Origin of the sequence: Pseudomonas alkylphenolica (assembly GCF_000746525.1) — a bacterium.
GTDB classification, from domain to species: Bacteria; Pseudomonadota; Gammaproteobacteria; order Pseudomonadales; family Pseudomonadaceae; genus Aquipseudomonas; species Aquipseudomonas alkylphenolica.
This window is the reverse complement of sequence record NZ_CP009048.1, coordinates 4,463,906-4,484,480: the sequence shown is the minus strand read 5'-3', so window position 1 is coordinate 4,484,480 and position 20,575 is coordinate 4,463,906. Positions and strand designations below refer to the sequence as shown.

Below are 20,575 nucleotides of genomic sequence, written 5' to 3'. Positions count from 1 at the left end.
ATCGCGAGGCAAGCTCGCTCCCACCTCAATTAACACGATTACCAGTACAATCCGGGCCTTGTTGTTTTGTGCTGCTATAGGATCATCATGTCGGCTTCTTTCGTTCATCTTCGCCTGCACACTGAATTCTCCCTGGTCGATGGCCTGGTGCGGATCAAGCCGCTGGCCAAGGCATTGGCCTCGATGAACATGCCGGCCGTAGCGGTTACCGACCAGAGCAACATGTGCTCGCTGGTCAAGTTCTACAAGAACGCCATGGGTTCGGGGATCAAGCCGATCTGTGGCGCCGACCTGTGGCTGGCCAATCGCGATCCCGACGCGCCGCTGTCGCGCATCTGTTTTCTGGCCATGGACGCCAAGGGTTATCGCAACCTCACCGAGTTGATCTCTCGCGGTTGGGTCGAAGGTCAGCGCAATGGCCTGGTGGTGATCGAGCGTGACTGGATCCCCGCAGCCAGCGAGGGGCTGATCGCCCTGTCGGCAGCCAAAGAGGGCGATATCGGTATGGCGTTGCTCAATGGCAACCCTGATGAAGCCGAGGCCTTGCTGCAAGACTGGATGGCGATGTTCCCTGATCGCTTTTATGTCGAAGTGCAGCGCACCAACCGCGCTGGCGATGAAGAGTACCTGCATGCTGCGGTCGCCCTGGCCGACAAGTTCAATGCACCGCTGGTAGCGACCAACGATGTGCGCTTCATCAAGCAGTCGGATTACGACGCCCATGAAACCCGCGTATGCATCGGTGAAGGCCGCGCCCTGGACGACCCGCGGCGTTCACGCAACTACAGTGACCAGCAATACCTGAAAAGCCCGGAAGAAATGGCCGAGCTGTTCAGCGACCTGCCTGACGCGGTGGCCAACACCGTGGAGATTGCCAAACGCTGCAACATCCAGGTGCAGTTGGGCAAACACTTCCTGCCTGATTTCCCGACGCCCAACGGCATGGGCATTGACGACTACCTGCGGCATGTCTCCCATGAAGGCCTGGAAGAGCGTCTGGCGGTGCTGTGGCCGAAAGAGACCACGCCCAACTACGAAGAGAAGCGTCAGGTCTACCTCGACCGCTTGAAGTTCGAGCTGGATATCATCATCCAGATGGGCTTCCCCGGTTACTTCCTGATCGTTATGGACTTCATCAAGTGGGCCAAGAACAACGGCGTGCCAGTAGGCCCGGGCCGGGGTTCGGGTGCCGGCTCGCTGGTCGCCTACGTGCTGAAGATCACCGACCTCGATCCGCTGGCCTACGACTTGCTGTTCGAACGTTTCCTCAACCCGGAACGGGTTTCCATGCCCGACTTCGACGTCGACTTCTGCATGGATGGCCGCGACCGGGTGATCGAGTACGTGGCCGACGCCTATGGTCGCAACGCGGTGAGCCAGATCATCACCTTCGGTACCATGGCCGCCAAGGCGGTGGTGCGCGACGTGGCGCGGGTCCAGGGCAAGTCCTACGGCCTGGCCGATCGCCTGTCGAAGATGATCCCGTTCGAAGTGGGCATGACCCTGGAGAAAGCCTACGAGCAGGAAGAGATGCTCCGCGACTTCCTCAAGACCGATGAGGATGCCAAGGAAATCTGGGACATGGCCCTCAAGCTCGAGGGTGTCTGCCGCGGTACCGGTAAGCACGCCGGTGGTGTGGTCATCGCGCCGACCAAGCTCACCGATTTCTCGCCGATCGCCTGTGATGAAGAAGGCGGCGGCCTGGTTACCCAGTTCGACAAGGACGACGTCGAGGCGGCGGGGCTGGTGAAGTTCGACTTCCTCGGTCTGCGGACCCTGACCATCATCAAGTGGGCGATGGAAACCATCAACCGCGAGCAGGCCAAGAAAGGCCTGGATGACCTGAACATCGATTTCATCCCGCTGGATGACAAGAAAACCTACGAACTGCTGCAAAAGGCTGAGACCACTGCGGTGTTCCAGCTTGAATCGCGGGGCATGAAGGAGCTGATCAAGAAGCTCAAGCCCGACTGCCTGGAAGACCTGATCGCACTGGTCGCGCTGTTCCGTCCCGGCCCGCTGCAATCGGGCATGGTTGACGACTTCATCAACCGCAAGCACGGCCGCGCCGAACTGGCTTATCCGCACTCGGACTATCAGTACGAAGGCCTCAAACCGGTGCTTGCGCCGACTTACGGCATCATCCTGTACCAGGAACAGGTGATGCAGATTGCCCAGGTGATGGCTGGCTACACCCTCGGCGGTGCGGACATGCTGCGTCGCGCCATGGGTAAGAAAAAGCCCGAGGAAATGGCCAAGCAGCGCGGCGGTTTCATTGAGGGTTGCGCCAGCAACAATATCGACCCGGACCTGGCAGGTAACATCTTCGACCTGGTAGAAAAGTTCGCAGGTTACGGCTTCAACAAATCCCACTCCGCCGCCTATGGCCTGGTCTCCTACCAGACCGCCTGGCTGAAAACCCATTATCCGGCTCCCTTCATGGCTGCGGTACTGTCGGCGGATATGCACAACACCGACAAGGTCGTGACCCTGATCGAGGAAGTGCGCAGCATGAAGCTGCGCCTCGATGCGCCGGACGTGAACACCTCCGACTTCAAGTTCACGGTCAATGACGACGGTCGTATCGTCTACGGCCTGGGGGCGATCAAGGGCGTCGGCGAGGGGCCGGTAGAGGCCATCGTCGAAGCGCGCCGCGACGGTCCGTTCAAGGACCTGTTCGACTTCTGCGAACGTGTCGACCTCAAGCGTATCAACAAGCGTACCCTCGACGCGCTGATTCGCAGCGGCGCCCTGGACCGTCTGGGGCCGTACTTCCATGACGAGCTCAAGGCCTACCAGGCCAACATCGACCGTAACCGCGCGGTGTTGCTGTCGACCATGGAAGAGGCGATCAAGGCCGCCGAGCAGACCGCCCGTACTGCGGACAGTGGCCACGTAGACCTGTTTGGCGGGCTGTTCGAGGAAGCGGACGCCGATGTCTACGCCAACCATCGCAAGGCCCGCGAGCTGACCCTCAAGGAGCGTCTGCGTGGTGAAAAGGACACTTTGGGCTTGTACCTGACCGGTCACCCGATTGACGAATATGAAGGTGAGATTCGCCGCTTCGCGCGTCAACGCATCATCGACCTGAAGCCGGCTCGCGACACCCAGACAGTGGCCGGCATGATCATCGCCCTGCGGGTAATGAAGAACAAAAAGGGTGACAAGATGGGCTTTGTCACCCTCGACGACCGTTCTGGACGTATCGAGGCCTCGTTGTTCGCCGACACCTTCATGGCCGCCCAGGCCCTGTTGCAGACCGACGCGATGGTGGTGGTCGAAGGCGAGGTCAGCAATGATGACTTCTCCGGCGGCCTGCGCCTGCGGGTCAAGCGGGTCATGAGCATGGAAGATGCGCGGACCAACCTGGCCGAGAGTCTGCGCCTGAAAGTCCACAGCGACGCCCTCAAGGGCGATCGCCTGACCTGGTTGGGCGAGCTGTTCAAGCGCCATCGCGGGGCTTGTCCGATCACCATGGAGTACACCGGCAGCGATGCCCGGGCGATGTTGCAGTTCGGCGAAAGCTGGCGAATCGACCCGGCCGATGGCCTGATTCAGGCACTGCGTGACCAGTTCGGGCGTGAGAACGTCTTTTTGCAATATCGATGAGTTTTTAATCTCGACCTGAATGCGCCTGATCCCTTAAGGTAGGGCGCCAAACGGATCAACCGGCCGGCCGCCTGGCCGTAGACCCTAGACGGATGCCTATGAACCCGAATTTTCTGGATTTCGAACAGCCGATTGCTGACCTGCAAGCCAAGATCGAAGAGCTGCGCCTGGTCGGCAATGACAACTCGCTGAACATCGGCGATGAAATCGCCCGTCTGCAAGACAAGAGCAGCACCCTGACCGAAAGCATTTTCGGCAACCTGACCAGCTGGCAGATTGCCCGTCTGGCCCGTCATCCACGTCGTCCATACACCTTGGACTACATCGATCACCTGTTCACCGAGTTCGACGAACTGCACGGCGACCGGCACTTTGCCGACGACGCGGCGATTGTCGGCGGTATTGCCCGTCTGGACGACAAGCCTGTGATGGTCATCGGTCACCAGAAAGGCCGTGATGTGCGCGAGAAGGTGCGCCGCAACTTCGGTATGCCGCGTCCGGAAGGCTATCGCAAAGCGTGCCGCCTGATGGAAATGGCCGAACGTTTCAAGATGCCGATCCTGACCTTCATCGACACCCCCGGTGCCTACCCGGGCATTGACGCCGAAGAGCGCAACCAGAGTGAAGCGATTGCCTGGAACCTGCGGGTCATGGCACGCCTGAAAACCCCGATCATCGCTACCGTTATCGGTGAAGGTGGTTCTGGTGGCGCACTGGCCATTGGCGTCTGCGATCAGCTGAACATGCTGCAGTACTCCACCTACTCGGTGATCTCGCCGGAAGGTTGTGCTTCGATCCTGTGGAAGACTGCCGAAAAAGCCTCGGACGCTGCCGAAGCCATGGGTATTACCGCCGAGCGCCTGAAGGGCCTGGGTATTGTTGACAAGGTCATCGCCGAACCACTGGGCGGCGCCCACCGTGACCCGGCGAAAATGTCGGCGACCATCCGTGGCGAGCTGATCGAACAGCTGGACATGCTCAAGAAGTTCGACAACGATGCGCTGCTCAAGCGCCGCTATGACCGTCTGATGAGCTACGGGCTCTGATCTGACGCATCGGTGCCTCAATCGCGGGGCAAGCCCGCTCCCACAGTGGTGTGTGAACCTGGTGGGAGCGGGCTTGCCCCGCGATTCGCAATCGAGTCCACACCGATGATTGATCTGCAAAGCAAGCTCTCCCCCTGGCGCCACGCCCCTTCCTGGTGCGTCGCTCTCTCCGGCGGCCTCGACTCCACCGTCCTTCTGCACCTGCTGGCCAGTCTGTCCCGTCAGCATCCGCTACCCCCCCTTCGTGCGATTCACATCCACCACGGCCTGCAAGCTGCGGCTGACGCCTGGCCCGCCCATTGCCAGCGCCTGTGTGATGAGCTGGGCGTCGAGCTGCAGATCATTCATGTCAAGGTCGCCCCTGGTGCCAGTCTCGAGCAGGGTGCCCGTGACGCACGTTATGCAGCCTTCGCTGAGGCTCTGCGTCCCGGCGAAGTGCTGTTGACCGGGCAGCATCGCGAAGATCAGGCCGAAACCCTGCTGTTCAGGCTGTTACGCGGGGCTGGTGTGCGCGGTCTGGCGGCTATGCCCGCTCAGCGCGCGTTGGGGCAGGGGCTGTTGTTGCGGCCGTTGCTCGATGTATCGCGAGAGGCACTGGAGCGCTACGCCCGTGCGCAACAGCTGGCGTGGGTCGAAGACCCCTCCAATGGTGACACGCAGTATTCCCGTAATTACTTGCGTCACGCTGTGTTCCCAGTGTTGCGTCAGCGTTGGCCGCAAGCGGCGCAGAATCTGGCGCGCACCGCTGAGCACCTGGGCGAGGCCCAGGGACTGCTGGATGAACTGGCGCTTGAGGATTTGCAGCAGGCCTGCACGCCATGCGGCTTTGACTGGCTGCCCCTGGCCTCACTGGACCTGAGCGTGCTGCGTGGATTGTCCCCGTCGCGTCAGCGCAATGCCTTGCAATACTGGTTGGCGCAACGCACGCGCTTGCCAGACACGCGCCACTGGTCCGGCTGGGAAGACCTGCGTGACGCATCAGGCGACGGACGGCCATGCTGGCGTCTGACCGACGGCGAGCTGCAGCGTGCCAACGAACGTATCTGGTGGCTGGCCGACGACTGGCTCAAGGTCCCGGTGGGGCAGGACTGGGATAATCCGGCACAACGTCTGACCTTGCCAGGTAATGGCACTCTGCACTTGAGCGGCATGATGCCGCAGGGGCCGTTGCGTGTCGCTTACCGCCAGGGCGGTGAAAGCTTGCAGATTGCCGGGCGCGGCCGCCGTGACCTCAAGCGCCTGCTCAACGAGCTGCAGGTGCCGGCTTTCGCCCGTTGCCGCCTGCCGTTGCTGTATCGCGACGAGCAGTTACTGGCCGTCGCCAACCTGCCGGAACTGAGTCAGGGGCCATGGCAATTACATTGGTGCATACCGACGAGCGCGCAAGGTTTGAGATGAAAGGCACATTCCGGTAGACTACGCTCCCTTCTTGATACAACTTCTGTGGCTTCCCTGAAATCACGGCAGTTGCCGATTACCAAGCAGTTTTTTGCTGGGCGATTCTAAAAATGTGTAGCGAGCTCCGTACCGGGTCGAAAACCCCCGGTCTGTCCAGACGCAGCAGTTTTTTAAGTAGCACTGTGATTGACGCAGGTGATCGGGGGCTTCGGCCTTCCTTCGCTTTCCCCGGCGGCGCAGACCGCTTTAACGCAGACTTCTAGGGTTTTTCATGACGCGCTACATATTCGTCACGGGCGGTGTTGTTTCTTCATTGGGGAAAGGCATTGCCTCGGCTTCATTGGCGGCCATCCTGGAGGCGCGGGGGCTCAAGGTCACCATGCTCAAGCTGGACCCGTACATCAACGTCGACCCGGGCACCATGAGCCCGTTCCAGCACGGTGAAGTGTTCGTCACCCACGACGGCGCCGAAACCGACCTGGACCTGGGCCACTACGAGCGGTTCATCCGCACGACCATGACCCAGAACAACAACTTCACCACCGGCCGTATCTACGAGCACGTGCTGCGCAAAGAGCGCCGTGGTGATTACCTGGGCGCGACCATCCAGGTCATTCCGCACATCACCGACGAGATCAAGCGCCGCATCATCAAGGGTGCTGGCGATGCCGACGTGGCCCTGGTGGAAATCGGCGGTACCGTGGGTGACATCGAGTCGCAACCGTTCCTCGAGGCAATCCGTCAGTTGCGCGTCGAAGTGGGCTCCAAGCGCGCCATGCTGATGCACCTGACCCTGGTACCGTACATCGCCACCGCTGGCGAGACCAAGACCAAGCCGACCCAGCACTCGGTCAAGGAGCTGCGCTCCATCGGCCTGCAGCCTGACGTGCTGATCTGCCGTTCCGACCATCCGGTCGATGTTTCCTCGCGTCGCAAGATCGCCCTGTTCACCAACGTTGAAGAGCGTGCGGTGATCTCCCTGGAAGACGTCGACACCATCTACAAGATCCCGGCCGTGCTGCACGCTCAGGGTCTGGATGACTTCGTCGTCGAGCGCTTCGGTCTGCAGTGCAATGGCGCTGACTTGTCCGAGTGGGAAAAGGTCGTCGATGCCAAGCTCAATCCAGAGCACGAAGTGACCATCGCCATGGTCGGCAAGTACATGGAGCTGCTGGACGCCTACAAGTCGCTGATCGAAGCGATGAGCCATGCCGGCATCCAGAACCGCACCAAGGTCAACCTGCGCTACATCGACTCCGAAGACATCGAGAACCAGGGCACCAGCCTGCTCGAAGGCGCGGATGCCATCCTGGTTCCGGGCGGCTTCGGTCTGCGCGGTGTCGAAGGCAAGATCACTGCCGTGCAGTACGCTCGCGAGAACAAGGTCCCGTACCTGGGTATCTGCCTGGGCATGCAGGTTGCGGTCATCGAATTCGCCCGTAACGTCATGGGCTGGAAAGATGCCAACTCCACCGAGTTCGATCGCAACAGCGCTCACCCGGTTGTCGGCCTGATCACCGAGTGGGAAGACGCCACCGGCGCGGTTGAAACCCGCACCGAAGCCTCCGACCTGGGCGGCACCATGCGTCTGGGCGCTCAGGAGTGCCAGCTGGAAAGCGGCTCCAAGGTCCATGACTGCTACGCCAAGGACGTGATCGTCGAGCGTCATCGTCATCGCTACGAAGTGAACAACAAGCTGCTGCCACAACTGGTAGACGCCGGCCTCAAGGTTTCCGGTCGTTCCGGTGACGGCGCGCTGGTCGAAGTGGTTGAGTCGAAGGATCATCCGTGGTTCGTCGCTTGCCAGTTCCACCCTGAGTTCACCTCGACGCCGCGTGACGGTCATCCGCTGTTCAGCGGTTTCGTCAAGGCTGCATTGGCTCAAAAGAACAAGGCCTGATACATGACCCAGAAGATCATTCGCGTCGGTAACATCGAGATCGCCAACGACAAGCCGTTCGTCCTGTTCGGCGGCATGAACGTGCTGGAATCCCGTGACCTGGCCATGAAGGTCTGTGAAGAGTACGTACGGGTTACCGAGAAACTCGGTATCCCTTACGTGTTCAAGGCCAGCTTCGACAAAGCCAACCGTTCGTCGATCAACTCCTACCGTGGCCCAGGCCTGGAAGAGGGGATGAAGATCTTCGAAGAGATCAAGCGCACCTTCAATGTGCCGCTGATCACCGACGTTCACGAGCCGCATCAGGCGCAAGCCGTGGCGGACGTCTGTGACATCATCCAGTTGCCGGCTTTCCTGTCGCGCCAGACCGACCTGGTGGTGGCCATGGCCAAGACCGGCGCGGTGATCAACATCAAGAAGGCCCAGTTCCTCGCGCCTCAGGAGATGAAACACATCCTGACCAAGTGCGAAGAAGCCGGTAACGATCAGCTGATCCTCTGCGAGCGTGGTTCGAGCTTCGGTTACAACAACCTGGTGGTCGACATGCTCGGCTTCGGCATCATGAAGCAGTTCGAGTACCCGGTGTTCTTCGACGTGACTCACTCCCTGCAGATGCCGGGTGGTCGCGCCGATTCCGCCGGTGGCCGCCGCGCCCAGGTCACCGACCTGGCCAAGGCCGGTCTGAGCCAGGGCCTGGCCGGGCTGTTCCTTGAAGCCCACCCGGACCCGGACAACGCCAAGTGCGACGGTCCATGCGCCCTGCGCCTGGACAAACTGGAGCCATTCCTGGCCCAGCTCAAGCAACTGGACGACCTGGTGAAGAGTTTTCCGACGGTAGAAACCGCGTAATCCTCAATTCTCCGGTAAAGTACCCCCCGTTCAACCCCTGACCCACGGGTCAGGGGCACGCCATCGTCAGGCCTGCCCGTTTCCAACAGCCAGGCGAACGGCAAAGATTTTTCTCAGCTGCGTTGTTTTCGTCAATTCTGGAGTGCTTACAACAATGGCAAAAATCGTCGACATCAAAGGTCGTGAAGTTCTCGATTCGCGTGGTAACCCCACCGTAGAAGCGGACGTACTGCTCGACAACGGCATCATCGGCAGCGCGTGCGCGCCGTCCGGTGCTTCCACTGGCTCGCGCGAAGCGCTGGAGCTGCGTGATGGCGACAAGAGCCGTTACATGGGTAAAGGCGTACTGAAGGCAGTCGCCAACATCAACGGCCCGATCCGCGACCTGCTGCTGGGCAAAGACCCGGTTGACCAGAAAGCCCTCGACCGCGCCATGATCGAGCTGGACGGTACCGAGAACAAGGCCAAGCTGGGCGCCAACGCCATCCTCGCTGTGTCCCTGGCCGCTGCCAAAGCCGCTGCCCAGGATCAGGACCTGCCGCTGTACGCGCACATCGCCAACCTCAACGGCACCCCAGGCCAGTACTCGATGCCGGTTCCGATGATGAACATCATCAACGGTGGCGAGCACGCCGATAACAACGTCGACATCCAGGAGTTCATGGTTCAGCCGGTTGGCGCCAAGACCTTCTCCGATGGCCTGCGCATGGGCACCGAAATTTTCCATCACCTCAAAGCCGTGCTCAAGGCCCGTGGCCTGAACACTGCTGTCGGTGACGAGGGCGGTTTCGCGCCTAACCTGGCTTCCAACGAAGACGCCCTGGGCGCCATCGCTGAAGCTGTGGCCAACGCTGGCTACAAGCTGGGCACCGACGTGACCCTGGCCCTGGACTGCGCGGCCAGCGAATTCTACGAAGACGGCAAATACAACCTGTCCGGCGAAGGCAAGTCGTTCGACGCCGAAGGTTTTGCCGAGTACCTGAAAGGCCTGACCGAGCGTTTCCCGATCATCTCGATCGAAGACGGTCTGGACGAGTCCGACTGGGCTGGCTGGAAGATCCTCACCGACAAGATCGGCGCCAAGGTACAACTGGTCGGTGACGACCTGTTCGTGACCAACACCAAGATCTTGAAAGAAGGCATCGACAAGCAGATCGGCAACTCGATCCTGATCAAGTTCAACCAGATCGGCTCGCTGACCGAAACCCTGGAAGCCATCCAGATGGCCAAGGCTGCCGGTTACACCGCGGTGATCTCGCACCGTTCGGGCGAAACCGAAGATTCGACCATTGCCGACCTGGCCGTGGGTACTGCTGCCGGCCAGATCAAGACCGGTTCGCTGTGCCGTTCCGACCGCGTTTCCAAGTACAACCAGCTGCTGCGTATCGAAGAGCAACTGGGCAGCAAGGCTGTGTACCGTGGTCGTGCCGAGTTTCGCGGCTAAGCAAGAGATGGTAAAAAGACAGCAGCCAAGGTTCGCTGAACAGCCATACTGACTGTTCAGCAACTTGTTGCAGCAGGTCTGAATACACAAAGCCTGGCTTCGGCCAGGCTTCGTGCCATCAGTGCCCTGCAGAGGTGGCGGTCTTTTTCCACTGGATACCCTGATGCGCAGTCCCTATTGGTTGTTCCTCGTCCTGCTCCTGCTGCTTGGTGGCCTGCAGTATCGCCTGTGGGTGGGCAATGGCAGCCTGGCCCATGTCACCGAGCTCAAGCAACAGATCGCCGACCAGCACGCCGAAAACGAGCGTCTGCTGGAGCGTAACCGTGTGCTTGATGCTGAAGTACTGGAGTTGAAGAAAGGTATGGAAACCGTCGAAGAACGGGCTCGCCATGAACTGGGTATGGTCAAGGAGGGTGAAACCCTCTACCAGCTTGCCCAATGAACCAGACCTTGCCGGCCTTCTGGGCCGTGATTCCCGCCGCGGGCGTTGGTGCCCGCATGGCTGCCGACCGCCCCAAGCAGTACCTGCAATTGGGCGGGAAGACCATTCTCGAGCATAGCCTCGACTGTTTCCTCGACCATCCCTGTGTCAAAGGGGTGGTGGTCAGCGTTGCCGTTGACGATCCTTACTGGCCCGGCTTGCGCTGCGCCAGTGACCCACGTATCCAGCGCGCCGCAGGTGGCCAGGAGCGCGCCGACTCGGTGCTCAACGCCTTGTTGCTGTTGCACGCCCAGGGTGCGGCGGACAGCGACTGGGTGCTGGTACACGATGCCGCCCGCCCGAACCTGGCACGCAGCGACCTTGACCGCCTGCTGTTCGAACTTGCCGACGATCCGGTAGGTGGCCTGTTGGCCGTGCCGGCCCGCGATACCCTCAAGCGCGCCGACGCCAAGGGGCGAGTCAGCGCCACCATCGACCGCAGTACCGTGTGGCAGGCTTATACCCCGCAGATGTTTCGTCTGGGCACCTTGCACCGGGCGCTGGCCGACAGCCTGGTGGCGGATGTGGCGATCACCGATGAATCCTCGGCCATCGAGTGGGCCGGGCAGGCGCCGCGCTTGGTTGAAGGGCGCAGTGACAACATCAAGGTGACCCGGCCGGAAGACCTGGAGTGGCTGCGTCAGCGCTGGGCCAAGCGCGGCTGAAGGTCTATCGCGGGCCAAGCCCGCTCCCACCGCCCCTGTGGGAGCGGGCTTGCCCCGCGATACTTTTCTAGGCCCCACGATACTCAGGCAACAACGCCAGCCTCTCACGCAAATAATCCACCAGCTTGCGCACCTTCGGTGACAAATGCCGTTGCTGCGGGTACAGCGCCCACACCGCGGTGTTGGGCGGTTGCTGGGCCTCAAGCAACGAAACCAGCGACCCGGTCTTCAGGTGCTCAAGCACGTAGTAGTCTGGCAACTGACACAACCCCATCCCCTGCAACGCCGCATCCAGCACCGCCTGCCCACTGTTGCAACGCCAGTTGCCCTGCACCCTGAGGCCTTGCTCACGTCCATCCTGCTGCAGCGTCCAGATATCCGAGCTGCCGACCAGGCAATTGTGCCGAGCCAGTTCCGACACGCTGTGCGGCCGACCGTAACGCTCCAGATATGCCGGCGAGGCGCACAGGTACATGCGTCTTGGCGCCAGGCGCGTTGCAATCAGGCGTGAGTCCTGAAGACGGCCGAGGCGAATCGCCAGGTCCATGCCTTCGTGCAGCAGGTCGAGGGTGCGATTGCTCAGTTCGACATCGACCCGCAGCTGTGGGTACAGCGCCATGAAGCGTGTCACCAGCGGCACGATAAAGCGCTCGCCATAGGCCACCGCGCAGGTCATGCGCAGCAAGCCCTTGGGCTCGCTGGTGAGATCGCCCATGGCGCGCAAGGCTTCCTCGCGGCCATCCTGCAGGCGCTGGCAATGCTGCAGGAAGGTCTGCCCGGCTTCGCTCAAGGTCACCTTGCGCGTGCTGCGGTAGAGCAGGCGGGTTTGCAGGCGGTCTTCCAGGCGGGCGATCTGGCGGCTGATGTGTGAAGAGGAAACCCCCAGGCGTTCGGCCGCTGCGGTGAATTGCCCCGACTCGGCCACCGCGACGAACTCGTCGATACCTTCCCAGCGGCTACTCATTGATTATCCCTGTATGGCAATAATGTTTTGTCTTTGGCCTGATTATTAATCAAATGGTGATGAATTACACTTTGAGCCTGAACTGACCCCTTTGCTGGAGAAGATTGATGATCAAGTCCCGTGCCGCCGTTGCCTTCGAGGCCAAGAAACCGCTGGAGATCGTCGAAGTCGACGTGGCCATGCCCAAGGCGGGCGAAGTGCTGTTGCGCGTTGTCGCCAGCGGTGTCTGCCACACCGATGCCTACACCCTGTCCGGCGCGGACCCTGAAGGCATCTTTCCGTCGATCCTGGGTCACGAAGGCGGCGCCATCGTCGAGGCGGTGGGTGAGGGCGTCACTTCGGTTGCAGTGGGCGATCATGTGATCCCGCTGTATACCCCCGAGTGCGGCCAGTGCAAATTCTGCCGCTCCGGCAAGACCAACCTGTGCCAGGCCATTCGTGCCACTCAGGGCAAGGGTCTGATGCCCGATGGCACCACGCGTTTCTCCTACAAGGGTCAGCAACTGTTCCACTACATGGGGACTTCGACCTTTTCCGAGTACACCGTGCTGCCAGAAATCTCCGTGGCCAAGATCCAGAAAGAAGCGCCGCTGGAGAAGGTCTGCCTGCTGGGCTGTGGCGTCACCACCGGCATCGGTGCGGTGCTCAATACCGCCAAGGTCAAACCGGGCGATACCGTGGCCATCTTCGGTCTCGGTGGCATCGGTCTGTCGGCGATCATTGGTGCGGTCAAGGCCAAGGCGGCGCGGATCATTGCCGTGGACATCAACCCGGGCAAGTTCGAAATTGCCAAACAACTGGGTGCCACCGATTGCGTCAATCCAAAGGACTACGACCGTCCGATCCAGGAAGTCATCGTTGATCTCACCGACGGCGGTGTGGATTTCTCCTTCGAATGCGTAGGCAACGTACAGCTGATGCGCGCCGCGCTGGAGTGCTGCCACAAGGGTTGGGGCGAGTCGGTGATCATTGGTGTTGCTGGTGCTGGCCAGGAAATTTCCACCCGTCCGTTCCAGCTGGTGACCGGCCGGGTCTGGCGCGGTTCGGCGTTCGGCGGTGTGCGTGGCCGCAGCGAGCTGCCAAGCTACGTGGAAATGGCGGAAAAAGGCGAGATCCCGCTGGATACCTTCATTACCCACACCATGGGCCTGGAAGATATCAACAAGGCTTTCGACCTGATGCATGAAGGCAAGAGCATTCGCAGCGTCATCCATTTCTGAGGTTTGCCATGAGCCTGGAAAACATTTCCTGCCAGAAGAGTTTCGGCGGCTGGCACAAGCGTTATCGCCACCGCTCCGAGGTGCTTGGTTGTGACATGGTGTTTGCCGTCTACCTGCCGCCGCAAGCGGAGCAGGGCGGCAAACTGCCGGTGCTGTACTGGCTCAGCGGCCTGACCTGCACCGACGAGAACTTCATGCAGAAGGCTGGGGCGCACAAGCTCGCCGCCGAGTTGGGGTTGATCATCGTCGCGCCTGACACCAGCCCGCGCGGGCCTCAGGTGCCGGGCGATCCCGATGGTGCCTGGGACTTTGGCCTGGGTGCTGGCTTCTACCTCAATGCCAGCGAACAGCCTTGGGCCCAGCACTACCGCATGCATGACTATGTCGTGCAGGAGCTGCCGAAGCTGGTTGAAGCGCATTTCCCCGCGTCAGATCGTCGCGGCATCAGTGGGCACTCCATGGGGGGCCATGGCGCGCTGGTCTGTGCGCTGCGCAATCCTGGGCGTTATCAGTCAGTGTCGGCGTTCGCCCCGATCAGCAACCCGATGGATTGCCCCTGGGGGCAGAAGGCGTTCTCCCGCTACCTCGGTGAAGACCGGGCGCGCTGGCGTGAATGGGATGCCAGTGTGTTGATTGCCGAAGCGAAGGAACGCCTGCCGTTGCTGGTGGACCAAGGGGATCGCGATGATTTCCTCGAAAGCCAGCTCAAACCCCAGGTATTGGTCCAGGCGGCGAAGGCGGCGGGTCACCCCCTTGAGCTGCGCCTGCAGCCAGGTTATGACCACAGCTACTACTTCATCGCCAGCTTTATCGATGAACACCTGCGCCATCATGGTGTGGCACTGGGTTTGTTGTAGGGGCAGTCCTACAAATGAGCCCAAGGCCCGGCAAAGCAGGTAGAATCACGCCCTGACTCAATCAGGGCGTTTTTTTATGCGTATTGGCCACGGCTACGATGTGCACCGTTTCGCGGAAGGCGATTTCATCACCTTGGGAGGGGTGCGCATTGCGCACAAATTCGGGCTGCTGGCCCATTCCGATGGCGATGTATTGCTGCACGCCCTGAGCGATGCCCTGCTCGGCGCCGCGGCGCTGGGCGATATCGGCAAGCACTTCCCCGACACCGACCCGCAGTTCAAGGGCGCAGACAGCCGTGTGCTGTTGCGGCATGTGGTCAACATCGTCCGGGCCAAAGGCTGGAAAGTCGGCAATGTCGACGCCACCATCGTTGCCCAGGCGCCGAAGATGGCCCCGCATATCGATACCATGCGCCAGCTGATCGCCGAAGACCTGCAGGTCGAACTGGATCAGGTCAACGTCAAGGCCACCACCACCGAGAAGCTGGGCTTCACCGGTCGTGAAGAAGGCATTGCCGTCCACGCTGTCGCCTTGTTGCTGCCAGCATGACCGAACTGGAACTTCTCGGCCCGCGTGCATCGAGCCCGGCGCTGGGCAGCGCGATTCTCAAGGCCACCGCCGAAGACTTCCAGGTTGACGAAGTCCTCGACATTCCCTTGTCCGGCAATGGTGAGCACCTGTGGCTGTGGGTCGAAAAACGCGACCTCAATACCGAAGAAGCTGCGCGCCGTCTGGCCCGGGCTGCTGGTGTGCCGCTACGCAACATCAGCTATGCCGGTCTCAAGGATCGTCAGGCCCTGACCCGTCAATGGTTCAGCCTGCACCTGCCGGGCAAGGCCGATCCGGACCTGAACGCGGCGGAAAATGAAACCCTGAGCATCCTCAAACAGACCCGGCACTCGCGCAAGCTGCAACGCGGCGCCCATTCGGCCAACGGTTTCACCTTGCGCCTGACCGCTCTGAGTGCCGATCATGCGGCGTTGAATGCACGCCTGGAGCAACTGCGTAGCCAGGGCGTTCCCAACTATTTTGGCACCCAGCGCTTCGGCCATGCCGGCGGTAATGTTCACGATGCCCGCGACTGGGCCGGGCGCCAGGCGCTGCCGGAACAGCGCAATGTGCGTTCACGGCTGCTTTCCAGTGCACGCAGTTACCTGTTCAACCAGGTGCTGGCGCAACGCGTAGCCGACGGCAGCTGGCAACGCGCCCAGGTCGGCGACCTGTTGGCGTTTACCGACAGCCGTAGCTTTTTTCCGGCTGGCGAAGCGGAGTGTTCCGATCCGCGCCTGGCCATTCTTGACCTGCATCCCACCGGCCCGCTGTGGGGCGAGGGGCAGTCAGGCGCCAGCGGCGCCACTGGCGAACTCGAACAGCGCATTGGTGAGCAGCATGCGTCGTTGTGCCAGTGGTTGGCGCGGGCGGGCATGAGTCACGAACGCCGCATCCTGCGACTGCCCATTGGCGGTCTGACGTGGCATTATCCCGAGCCTGATATTCTGCAACTGGAATTCGTCCTTCCGGCCGGATGCTTTGCCACCGTGGTGGTGCGCGAGCTTGTTGATCTGGTGTCGGCAGGGCAGACGGACAGCCCATGCGTATTCTGATTTCGAACGACGACGGCGTTACCGCCCCCGGACTTGCCGCGCTGCATGCTGCGCTGGCGGACTATGCCGACTGTGTGGTGATTGCCCCGGATCAAGACAAGAGTGGCGCCAGCAGTTCGCTGACGCTCGACCGCCCCTTGTGCCCGCAGACCCTGGCCAATGGCTATATCAGCCTCAATGGCACGCCGACCGATTGCGTGCACTTGGGGCTCAACGGTCTGTTGGAACAGACACCGGACATGGTGGTATCGGGAATCAATCTGGGCGCCAACCTGGGCGATGACGTGCTGTACTCCGGTACGGTGGCCGCCGCGCTGGAAGGGCGCTTCCTCGGTGGTACTTCCTTCGCTTTCTCGTTGCTCTCGCGCCTGCCGGACAACCTGCCGACCGCCGCCTATATCGCGCGCAAGCTGGTCGAGGCGCACAAGACGCTGGAATTACCGCCGCGAACAGTGCTCAATGTGAATATTCCCAATTTGCCGCTCGAGCATATTCGCGGTATCCAGTTGACGCGCCTGGGGCATCGCGCCCGCGCTGCGGCGCCGACCAAGGTGGTCAACCCGAGGGGCAAGGAAGGCTACTGGATCGCGGTGGCCGGTGATGCCGAGGACGGCGGCCCGGGCACGGATTTTCATGCGGTGATGCAGGGTTATGTGTCGATCACCCCGTTGCAGCTCGACCGCACGTTCAACGACGCTTTCGAGCGTCTGGATGGTTGGCTGGAGGGGCTGCTCTGATGCGTGAACAGGAGGATCTGATGCGCCATGGTATCGGTTTTACCTCGCAACGAACCCGTGAGCGGCTGATTCAGCGGTTGATCGAAGAAGGCGTGTCCAACCCCAAAGTGATCGATGTGCTGCGGCATACGCCGCGTCACCTGTTTGTCGACGAGGCGCTGGCACACCGCGCCTATGAAGATACTGCACTGCCGATCGGCAACAACCAGACGATTTCCCAGCCCTTCATGGTTGCGCACATGAGTGAGCTGCTGCTGCAGGCGGGCCCCCTGGACAAGGTGCTGGAGATCGGCACCGGTTCGGGCTATCAGACCGCTATTCTCGCGCAACTGGTCGAGCGGGTGTTCTCCGTGGAGCGCATCAAGGTGCTGCAGGATCGCGCCAAGGAACGACTGACCGAGCTCAACCTGCGCAACGTGGTGTTTCGCTGGGGCGATGGCTGTGAAGGCTGGCCGGCGCTGGCGCCTTACAACGGCATCATCGTCACGGCGGTGGCTCAGGAAGTCCCGCAGGCCTTGCTTGACCAGCTCGCCCCGGGCGGGCGCATGGTCATTCCGGTGGGGCCAACAGGCGACACCCAGCATTTGCTGCTGATCGTGCGTGAAGAGCATGGATTTTCGCAGCAGGTGCTCGGCGCCGTGCGTTTCGTGCCGTTGCTGACCGGCCCGCTGGCCTGATCAGGACTTTTTTTCAGCACCAGCGAATTCCTCCGGTATTGCCCTGTCTATCTGGCGGGCTACCCTGTTCTGTCAGGGTTCACATTTTGCGCAAGCCTGGCATCCGCAAGGCGCATGTGCTCGGTTATAATTGAAACAATATTGCATTTTCGCAACAGTCACCATGAGAGGGAGCGGCGGGTGGGGCACACAATCAATCAGCAGCGCAGGGGATTTTCGAGCGTCAAGCTTCTGGTGATTGCACTTGCCGCGGGTTCACTGCTTTCGGGTTGTTCCAGCACGTCGACCAACAGTGCGCGAGTGGTCGATCGCAACGCGCCGGTGGCCAAGCGTCCTGTTACCACCAGTGGCCAGTATGTGGTGCGCCCTGGTGACACCCTGTACTCCATCGCCTTTCGTTATGGCTGGGACTACAAGGCCCTGGCTGCCCGCAACGGCATCGCCGCACCGTATACCATCCGCCCAGGCCAGGCGATCCGCTTCGATGGCCGCACCAGTGGACCTGCCAGCGCGACCACCACCGTGGTCACCACTTCATCATCGCCTTCGAGTAAAACCACGATCACCACGCGCCCGGCCGGCACTCCAGCCAAGCCTGCGACAGCGCCTGTGACGACTCCCGTGACATCCACGCCAGCGCCTGTAGTAACCACTACCGCGCCGGCTCAGGTGCCTGCTGCCGAGCGAGCCGTAGGCGGTTGGGCATGGCCGGCCACGGGTGTGCTGATTGGCAAATTTGCTTCAAACGGCAGTTTGAATAAAGGCATTGATATCGCCGGTGATTTGGGACAGCCTGTTTTTGCTGCGTCTGATGGTTCAGTTGTCTACGCCGGGAGTGGCTTGCGGGGCTACGGCGAGTTGGTCATCATCAAGCACAGCGACACCTACGTCAGTGCCTACGGTCACAACCGCAGGCTTTTGGTTCGGGAGGGACAGCAGGTCAAAGTTGGGCAGACAATTGCCGAAATGGGTTCCACGGGCACAGACCGGGTGAAGCTGCATTTTGAGATTCGCCGCCAGGGCAAACCTGTTGATCCGCTGCAATTCCTGCCGCGTCGTTGATTGCTAGTACCCGGCCTGTTCCTCGCGTAGAGGGGACAGGCTCCAGCGTTGCCAAGGATATCGGCGCCGCTCGAGTCTGAGTTCGAACTCAGCAAAGGACTATAACAATGGCTCTCAGTAAAGAAGTGCCGGAGTTTGACATCGACGATGAAGTGCTCCTGATGGAGACGGGCATCGTTTTGGAAACGGATGTGGTGTCAGACGAACCTGCTGTATCTTCGGTTCGGACCAGGGCCAAACAAGGCTCTACGCTCAAGCAGCACAAGTACATCGATTATACCCGTGCGCTTGATGCAACCCAGTTGTACCTCAATGAAATCGGCTTTTCGCCTTTGCTCTCGCCAGAGGAAGAGGTTCATTTTGCGCGCCTTTCGCAAAGTGGTGATCCGGCCGGGCGCAAGCGCATGATCGAGAGCAACCTGCGTCTGGTGGTGAAGATCGCCCGGCGTTATGTGAATCGTGGGCTTTCGCTGCTGGACCTGATCGAAGAGGGCAACCTGGGGTTGATTCGCGCGGTCGAGAAATTCGACCCTGAGCGTGGTTTCCGTTTCTCTACCTATGCCACCTGGTGGATCCGGCAAACCATCGAACGGGCAATCATGAACCAGACCCGCACGATTCGCTTGCCGATTCATGTGGTCAAGGAGCTCAACGTTTACCTGCGCGCGGCACGCGAACTGACCCAGAAGCTCGATCACGAACCGTCCCCGGAAGAGATCGCCAGCCTCCTGGAAAAACCCGTTGGAGAGGTCAAACGCATGCTCGGGCTCAACGAGCGTGTATCGTCGGTGGATGTGTCCCTGGGGCCGGACTCCGACAAGACCCTGCTCGATACCCTGACCGACGACCGCCCTACCGACCCTTGCGAGCTGCTCCAGGATGATGACCTGTCCCAGAGCATTGACCAATGGCTGAGCGAGCTGACGGACAAGCAGCGCGAGGTGGTGATTCGCCGTTTCGGCCTGCGTGGGCACGAAAGCAGCACTCTGGAAGATGTCGGGCTGGAGATAGGCCTGACCCGTGAGCGAGTTCGCCAGATCCAGGTGGAGGGCCTCAAGCGCTTGCGTGAGATCCTCGAGAAGAATGGCCTGTCCAGTGAGTCGCTGTTCCAGTAAGCACTGCTTGTAGCAAAGAACGCCTCGACATGATCGAGGCGTTTTTGTTTGTGTACGAAACAGACCACAGGGAGGCATTTCCTGTTGTTACCAGGGAAACATCCGGGTTTAGTCGAAAGCCTCAATCGCTGTTGGCACTGTTGTTTTCCGTGTAAGCCTTCGCTTACCCGTTATGTAAGTCATCGCTATAGGTTTTAGTAAAACGTTGTCGTTTTCCCTGTGGTTATTTTTATAAGCTATTGATAAATAACAAATCTATTGTTTGTTTCAGATACATTTCTGCAGCTTTTTGAGAGCTTTGACCTGTTGAAGGAAATACTGCAAACGCTAGTATCTCAACTGTGTCTACGGACTGACACAGGCTATCAAGGATGACGGCCAGGGACATCGCAGGACGCGATTCATCAGGATGATGAAAGGGAACAAAGGGACTACGGAAAAAATGTGGGCGGGTTAAACCGCCCCCTTTTTTTGCCTGCAATAAACATAAAAAAAGGCCCTCCAGGGGCCTTTTTTAGTGAGCCGGAGTGCTTAACGCTCCAGATCGGCGATCTTGCCTGGTTTGCCATCCCACTCTTCAGCGTCCGGCAGGGCATCCTTACGCTCGGTGATGTTTGGCCAGATCTCTGCCAGCTCGGCATTGAGCTCGATGAAGTTCTCCATGCCACTTGGCACTTCGTCTTCCGAGAAAATGGCTTGGGCAGGGCATTCAGGCTCGCACAGTGCACAGTCGATGCACTCATCCGGGTGAATGACCAGGAAGTTCGGGCCTTCGTAGAAGCAGTCCACCGGACAGACTTCTACGCAGTCGGTGTACTTGCACTTGATGCAGTTGTCGGTGACGACGAAGGTCATTTCTAATTCTCTCCTCAGGCGACGGCAGCGATACCCTTCCAGACAGGGTCGCTCGGTTTGGTCGTTCGGCTGCAGGCCAGGCTAGTAACCT

Annotated in this window: 18 protein-coding genes; 16 read left to right on the top strand and 2 right to left on the bottom strand. The window is 60.4% G+C overall.

Features of this window, described 5'->3' with window-relative positions; all coding sequences use genetic code 11:
• The first annotated feature begins 87 nt into the window (after positions 1-87).
• The 8 genes from dnaE to ispD all read left to right on the top strand — a co-directional run bounded on the left by dnaE (position 88) and on the right by ispD (position 11,392).
• Positions 88-3,609 (top strand): DNA polymerase III subunit alpha, encoded by a 3,522-nt coding sequence (gene dnaE, locus PSAKL28_RS20560; RefSeq protein ID WP_038613978.1) that lies wholly within the window; start codon positions 88-90, stop codon positions 3,607-3,609.
• Positions 3,610-3,707: 98 nt separating this feature from the next.
• A complete protein-coding gene (locus tag PSAKL28_RS20555; RefSeq protein WP_038613976.1) occupies positions 3,708-4,655 on the top strand; it encodes an acetyl-CoA carboxylase carboxyltransferase subunit alpha in 948 nt (315 codons plus the stop codon).
• A 105-nt stretch (positions 4,656-4,760) separates the two neighbouring features.
• A complete protein-coding gene (gene tilS, locus PSAKL28_RS20550; RefSeq protein WP_038613974.1) occupies positions 4,761-6,053 on the top strand; it encodes a tRNA lysidine(34) synthetase TilS in 1,293 nt (430 codons plus the stop codon).
• A gap of 271 nt (positions 6,054-6,324) precedes the next feature.
• The gene (pyrG, locus tag PSAKL28_RS20545) at positions 6,325-7,953 is read left to right on the top strand and encodes a CTP synthase (protein WP_038613972.1); all 1,629 of its coding nucleotides are present in this window, start codon (positions 6,325-6,327) and stop codon (positions 7,951-7,953) included.
• Between the two features lie 3 nt (positions 7,954-7,956).
• Positions 7,957-8,802 (top strand): 3-deoxy-8-phosphooctulonate synthase, encoded by an 846-nt coding sequence (kdsA, locus tag PSAKL28_RS20540; protein ID WP_038613970.1) that lies wholly within the window; start codon positions 7,957-7,959, stop codon positions 8,800-8,802.
• 154 nt (positions 8,803-8,956) lie between these two features.
• Positions 8,957-10,246, top strand: coding sequence for a phosphopyruvate hydratase (gene eno, locus PSAKL28_RS20535; protein ID WP_038613968.1), 1,290 nt, complete (start codon positions 8,957-8,959; stop codon positions 10,244-10,246).
• Between the two features lie 163 nt (positions 10,247-10,409).
• The gene (ftsB, locus tag PSAKL28_RS20530; protein ID WP_038613966.1) at positions 10,410-10,688 is read left to right on the top strand and encodes a cell division protein FtsB; all 279 of its coding nucleotides are present in this window, start codon (positions 10,410-10,412) and stop codon (positions 10,686-10,688) included.
• On the top strand, positions 10,685-11,392 hold the full coding sequence (gene ispD / locus PSAKL28_RS20525; RefSeq protein ID WP_038613964.1) for a 2-C-methyl-D-erythritol 4-phosphate cytidylyltransferase: 708 nt from the start codon (positions 10,685-10,687) through the stop codon (positions 11,390-11,392). Before ftsB ends, ispD begins: the two co-directional genes overlap by 4 nt.
• A 67-nt stretch (positions 11,393-11,459) precedes the next feature.
• Here the strand turns inward: ispD and PSAKL28_RS20520 are convergent, their stop codons facing one another.
• Positions 11,460-12,356 carry a LysR substrate-binding domain-containing protein gene (locus tag PSAKL28_RS20520; protein WP_038613961.1) on the bottom strand — a complete coding sequence of 299 codons (897 nt, stop codon included), beginning with the start codon at positions 12,354-12,356 and terminating at the stop codon, positions 11,460-11,462.
• Positions 12,357-12,463: 107 nt separating this feature from the next.
• On the opposite strand from PSAKL28_RS20520, the gene PSAKL28_RS20515 reads away from it, so the two are divergent.
• The 8 genes from PSAKL28_RS20515 (at position 12,464) to rpoS (ending at position 19,629) form a co-directional block, all read left to right on the top strand.
• Positions 12,464-13,576 carry an S-(hydroxymethyl)glutathione dehydrogenase/class III alcohol dehydrogenase gene (locus PSAKL28_RS20515; RefSeq protein ID WP_038613959.1) on the top strand — a complete coding sequence of 371 codons (1,113 nt, stop codon included), beginning with the start codon at positions 12,464-12,466 and terminating at the stop codon, positions 13,574-13,576.
• Positions 13,577-13,584: 8 nt separating this feature from the next.
• The gene (gene fghA, locus PSAKL28_RS20510) at positions 13,585-14,433 is read left to right on the top strand and encodes an S-formylglutathione hydrolase (protein ID WP_038613956.1); all 849 of its coding nucleotides are present in this window, start codon (positions 13,585-13,587) and stop codon (positions 14,431-14,433) included.
• Between the two features lie 76 nt (positions 14,434-14,509).
• Complete coding sequence (gene ispF, locus PSAKL28_RS20505) at positions 14,510-14,983, top strand: 2-C-methyl-D-erythritol 2,4-cyclodiphosphate synthase (protein WP_038613953.1); 474 nt, start codon at positions 14,510-14,512, stop codon at positions 14,981-14,983.
• On the top strand, positions 14,980-16,038 hold the full coding sequence (truD, locus tag PSAKL28_RS20500; RefSeq protein WP_038613951.1) for a tRNA pseudouridine(13) synthase TruD: 1,059 nt from the start codon (positions 14,980-14,982) through the stop codon (positions 16,036-16,038). The genes ispF and truD overlap by 4 nt, the downstream gene beginning before the upstream one ends.
• A complete protein-coding gene (surE, locus tag PSAKL28_RS20495) occupies positions 16,026-16,775 on the top strand; it encodes a 5'/3'-nucleotidase SurE (protein ID WP_038613949.1) in 750 nt (249 codons plus the stop codon). The genes truD and surE overlap by 13 nt, the downstream gene beginning before the upstream one ends.
• Positions 16,775-17,452, top strand: a complete 678-nt coding sequence (locus PSAKL28_RS20490; RefSeq protein WP_038613947.1) for a protein-L-isoaspartate(D-aspartate) O-methyltransferase — start codon at positions 16,775-16,777, stop codon at positions 17,450-17,452. The genes surE and PSAKL28_RS20490 overlap by 1 nt, the downstream gene beginning before the upstream one ends.
• Before the next feature lie 180 nt (positions 17,453-17,632).
• Entirely contained in the window at positions 17,633-18,514 is an 882-nt protein-coding gene (locus PSAKL28_RS20485; protein ID WP_038613945.1) for a peptidoglycan DD-metalloendopeptidase family protein, read from the top strand.
• A gap of 107 nt (positions 18,515-18,621) precedes the next feature.
• Positions 18,622-19,629 (top strand): RNA polymerase sigma factor RpoS, encoded by a 1,008-nt coding sequence (rpoS, locus tag PSAKL28_RS20480; protein WP_038613944.1) that lies wholly within the window; start codon positions 18,622-18,624, stop codon positions 19,627-19,629.
• Between the two features lie 531 nt (positions 19,630-20,160).
• Here the strand turns inward: rpoS and fdxA are convergent.
• Entirely contained in the window at positions 20,161-20,484 is a 324-nt protein-coding gene (gene fdxA / locus PSAKL28_RS20475; RefSeq protein WP_003252355.1) for a ferredoxin FdxA, read from the bottom strand.
• Between the last annotated feature and the right edge of the window lie 91 nt (positions 20,485-20,575).

Bases quoted from the DNA above. Each gene is read 5' to 3' on its own strand.
- dnaE (WP_038613978.1), top strand. From the start codon at position 88: ATGTCGGCTTCTTTCGTTCATCTTCGCCTGCACACTGAATTCTCCCTG.
- PSAKL28_RS20555 (WP_038613976.1), top strand. From the start codon at position 3,708: ATGAACCCGAATTTTCTGGATTTCGAACAGCCGATTGCTGACCTGCAA.
- tilS (WP_038613974.1), top strand. From the start codon at position 4,761: ATGATTGATCTGCAAAGCAAGCTCTCCCCCTGGCGCCACGCCCCTTCC.
- pyrG (WP_038613972.1), top strand. From the start codon at position 6,325: ATGACGCGCTACATATTCGTCACGGGCGGTGTTGTTTCTTCATTGGGG.
- kdsA (WP_038613970.1), top strand. From the start codon at position 7,957: ATGACCCAGAAGATCATTCGCGTCGGTAACATCGAGATCGCCAACGAC.
- eno (WP_038613968.1), top strand. From the start codon at position 8,957: ATGGCAAAAATCGTCGACATCAAAGGTCGTGAAGTTCTCGATTCGCGT.
- ftsB (WP_038613966.1), top strand. From the start codon at position 10,410: ATGCGCAGTCCCTATTGGTTGTTCCTCGTCCTGCTCCTGCTGCTTGGT.
- ispD (WP_038613964.1), top strand. From the start codon at position 10,685: ATGAACCAGACCTTGCCGGCCTTCTGGGCCGTGATTCCCGCCGCGGGC.
- PSAKL28_RS20520 (WP_038613961.1), bottom strand. From the start codon at position 12,356: ATGAGTAGCCGCTGGGAAGGTATCGACGAGTTCGTCGCGGTGGCCGAG.
- PSAKL28_RS20515 (WP_038613959.1), top strand. From the start codon at position 12,464: ATGATCAAGTCCCGTGCCGCCGTTGCCTTCGAGGCCAAGAAACCGCTG.
- fghA (WP_038613956.1), top strand. From the start codon at position 13,585: ATGAGCCTGGAAAACATTTCCTGCCAGAAGAGTTTCGGCGGCTGGCAC.
- ispF (WP_038613953.1), top strand. From the start codon at position 14,510: ATGCGTATTGGCCACGGCTACGATGTGCACCGTTTCGCGGAAGGCGAT.
- truD (WP_038613951.1), top strand. From the start codon at position 14,980: ATGACCGAACTGGAACTTCTCGGCCCGCGTGCATCGAGCCCGGCGCTG.
- surE (WP_038613949.1), top strand. From the start codon at position 16,026: ATGCGTATTCTGATTTCGAACGACGACGGCGTTACCGCCCCCGGACTT.
- PSAKL28_RS20490 (WP_038613947.1), top strand. From the start codon at position 16,775: ATGCGTGAACAGGAGGATCTGATGCGCCATGGTATCGGTTTTACCTCG.
- rpoS (WP_038613944.1), top strand. From the start codon at position 18,622: ATGGCTCTCAGTAAAGAAGTGCCGGAGTTTGACATCGACGATGAAGTG.
- fdxA (WP_003252355.1), bottom strand. From the start codon at position 20,484: ATGACCTTCGTCGTCACCGACAACTGCATCAAGTGCAAGTACACCGAC.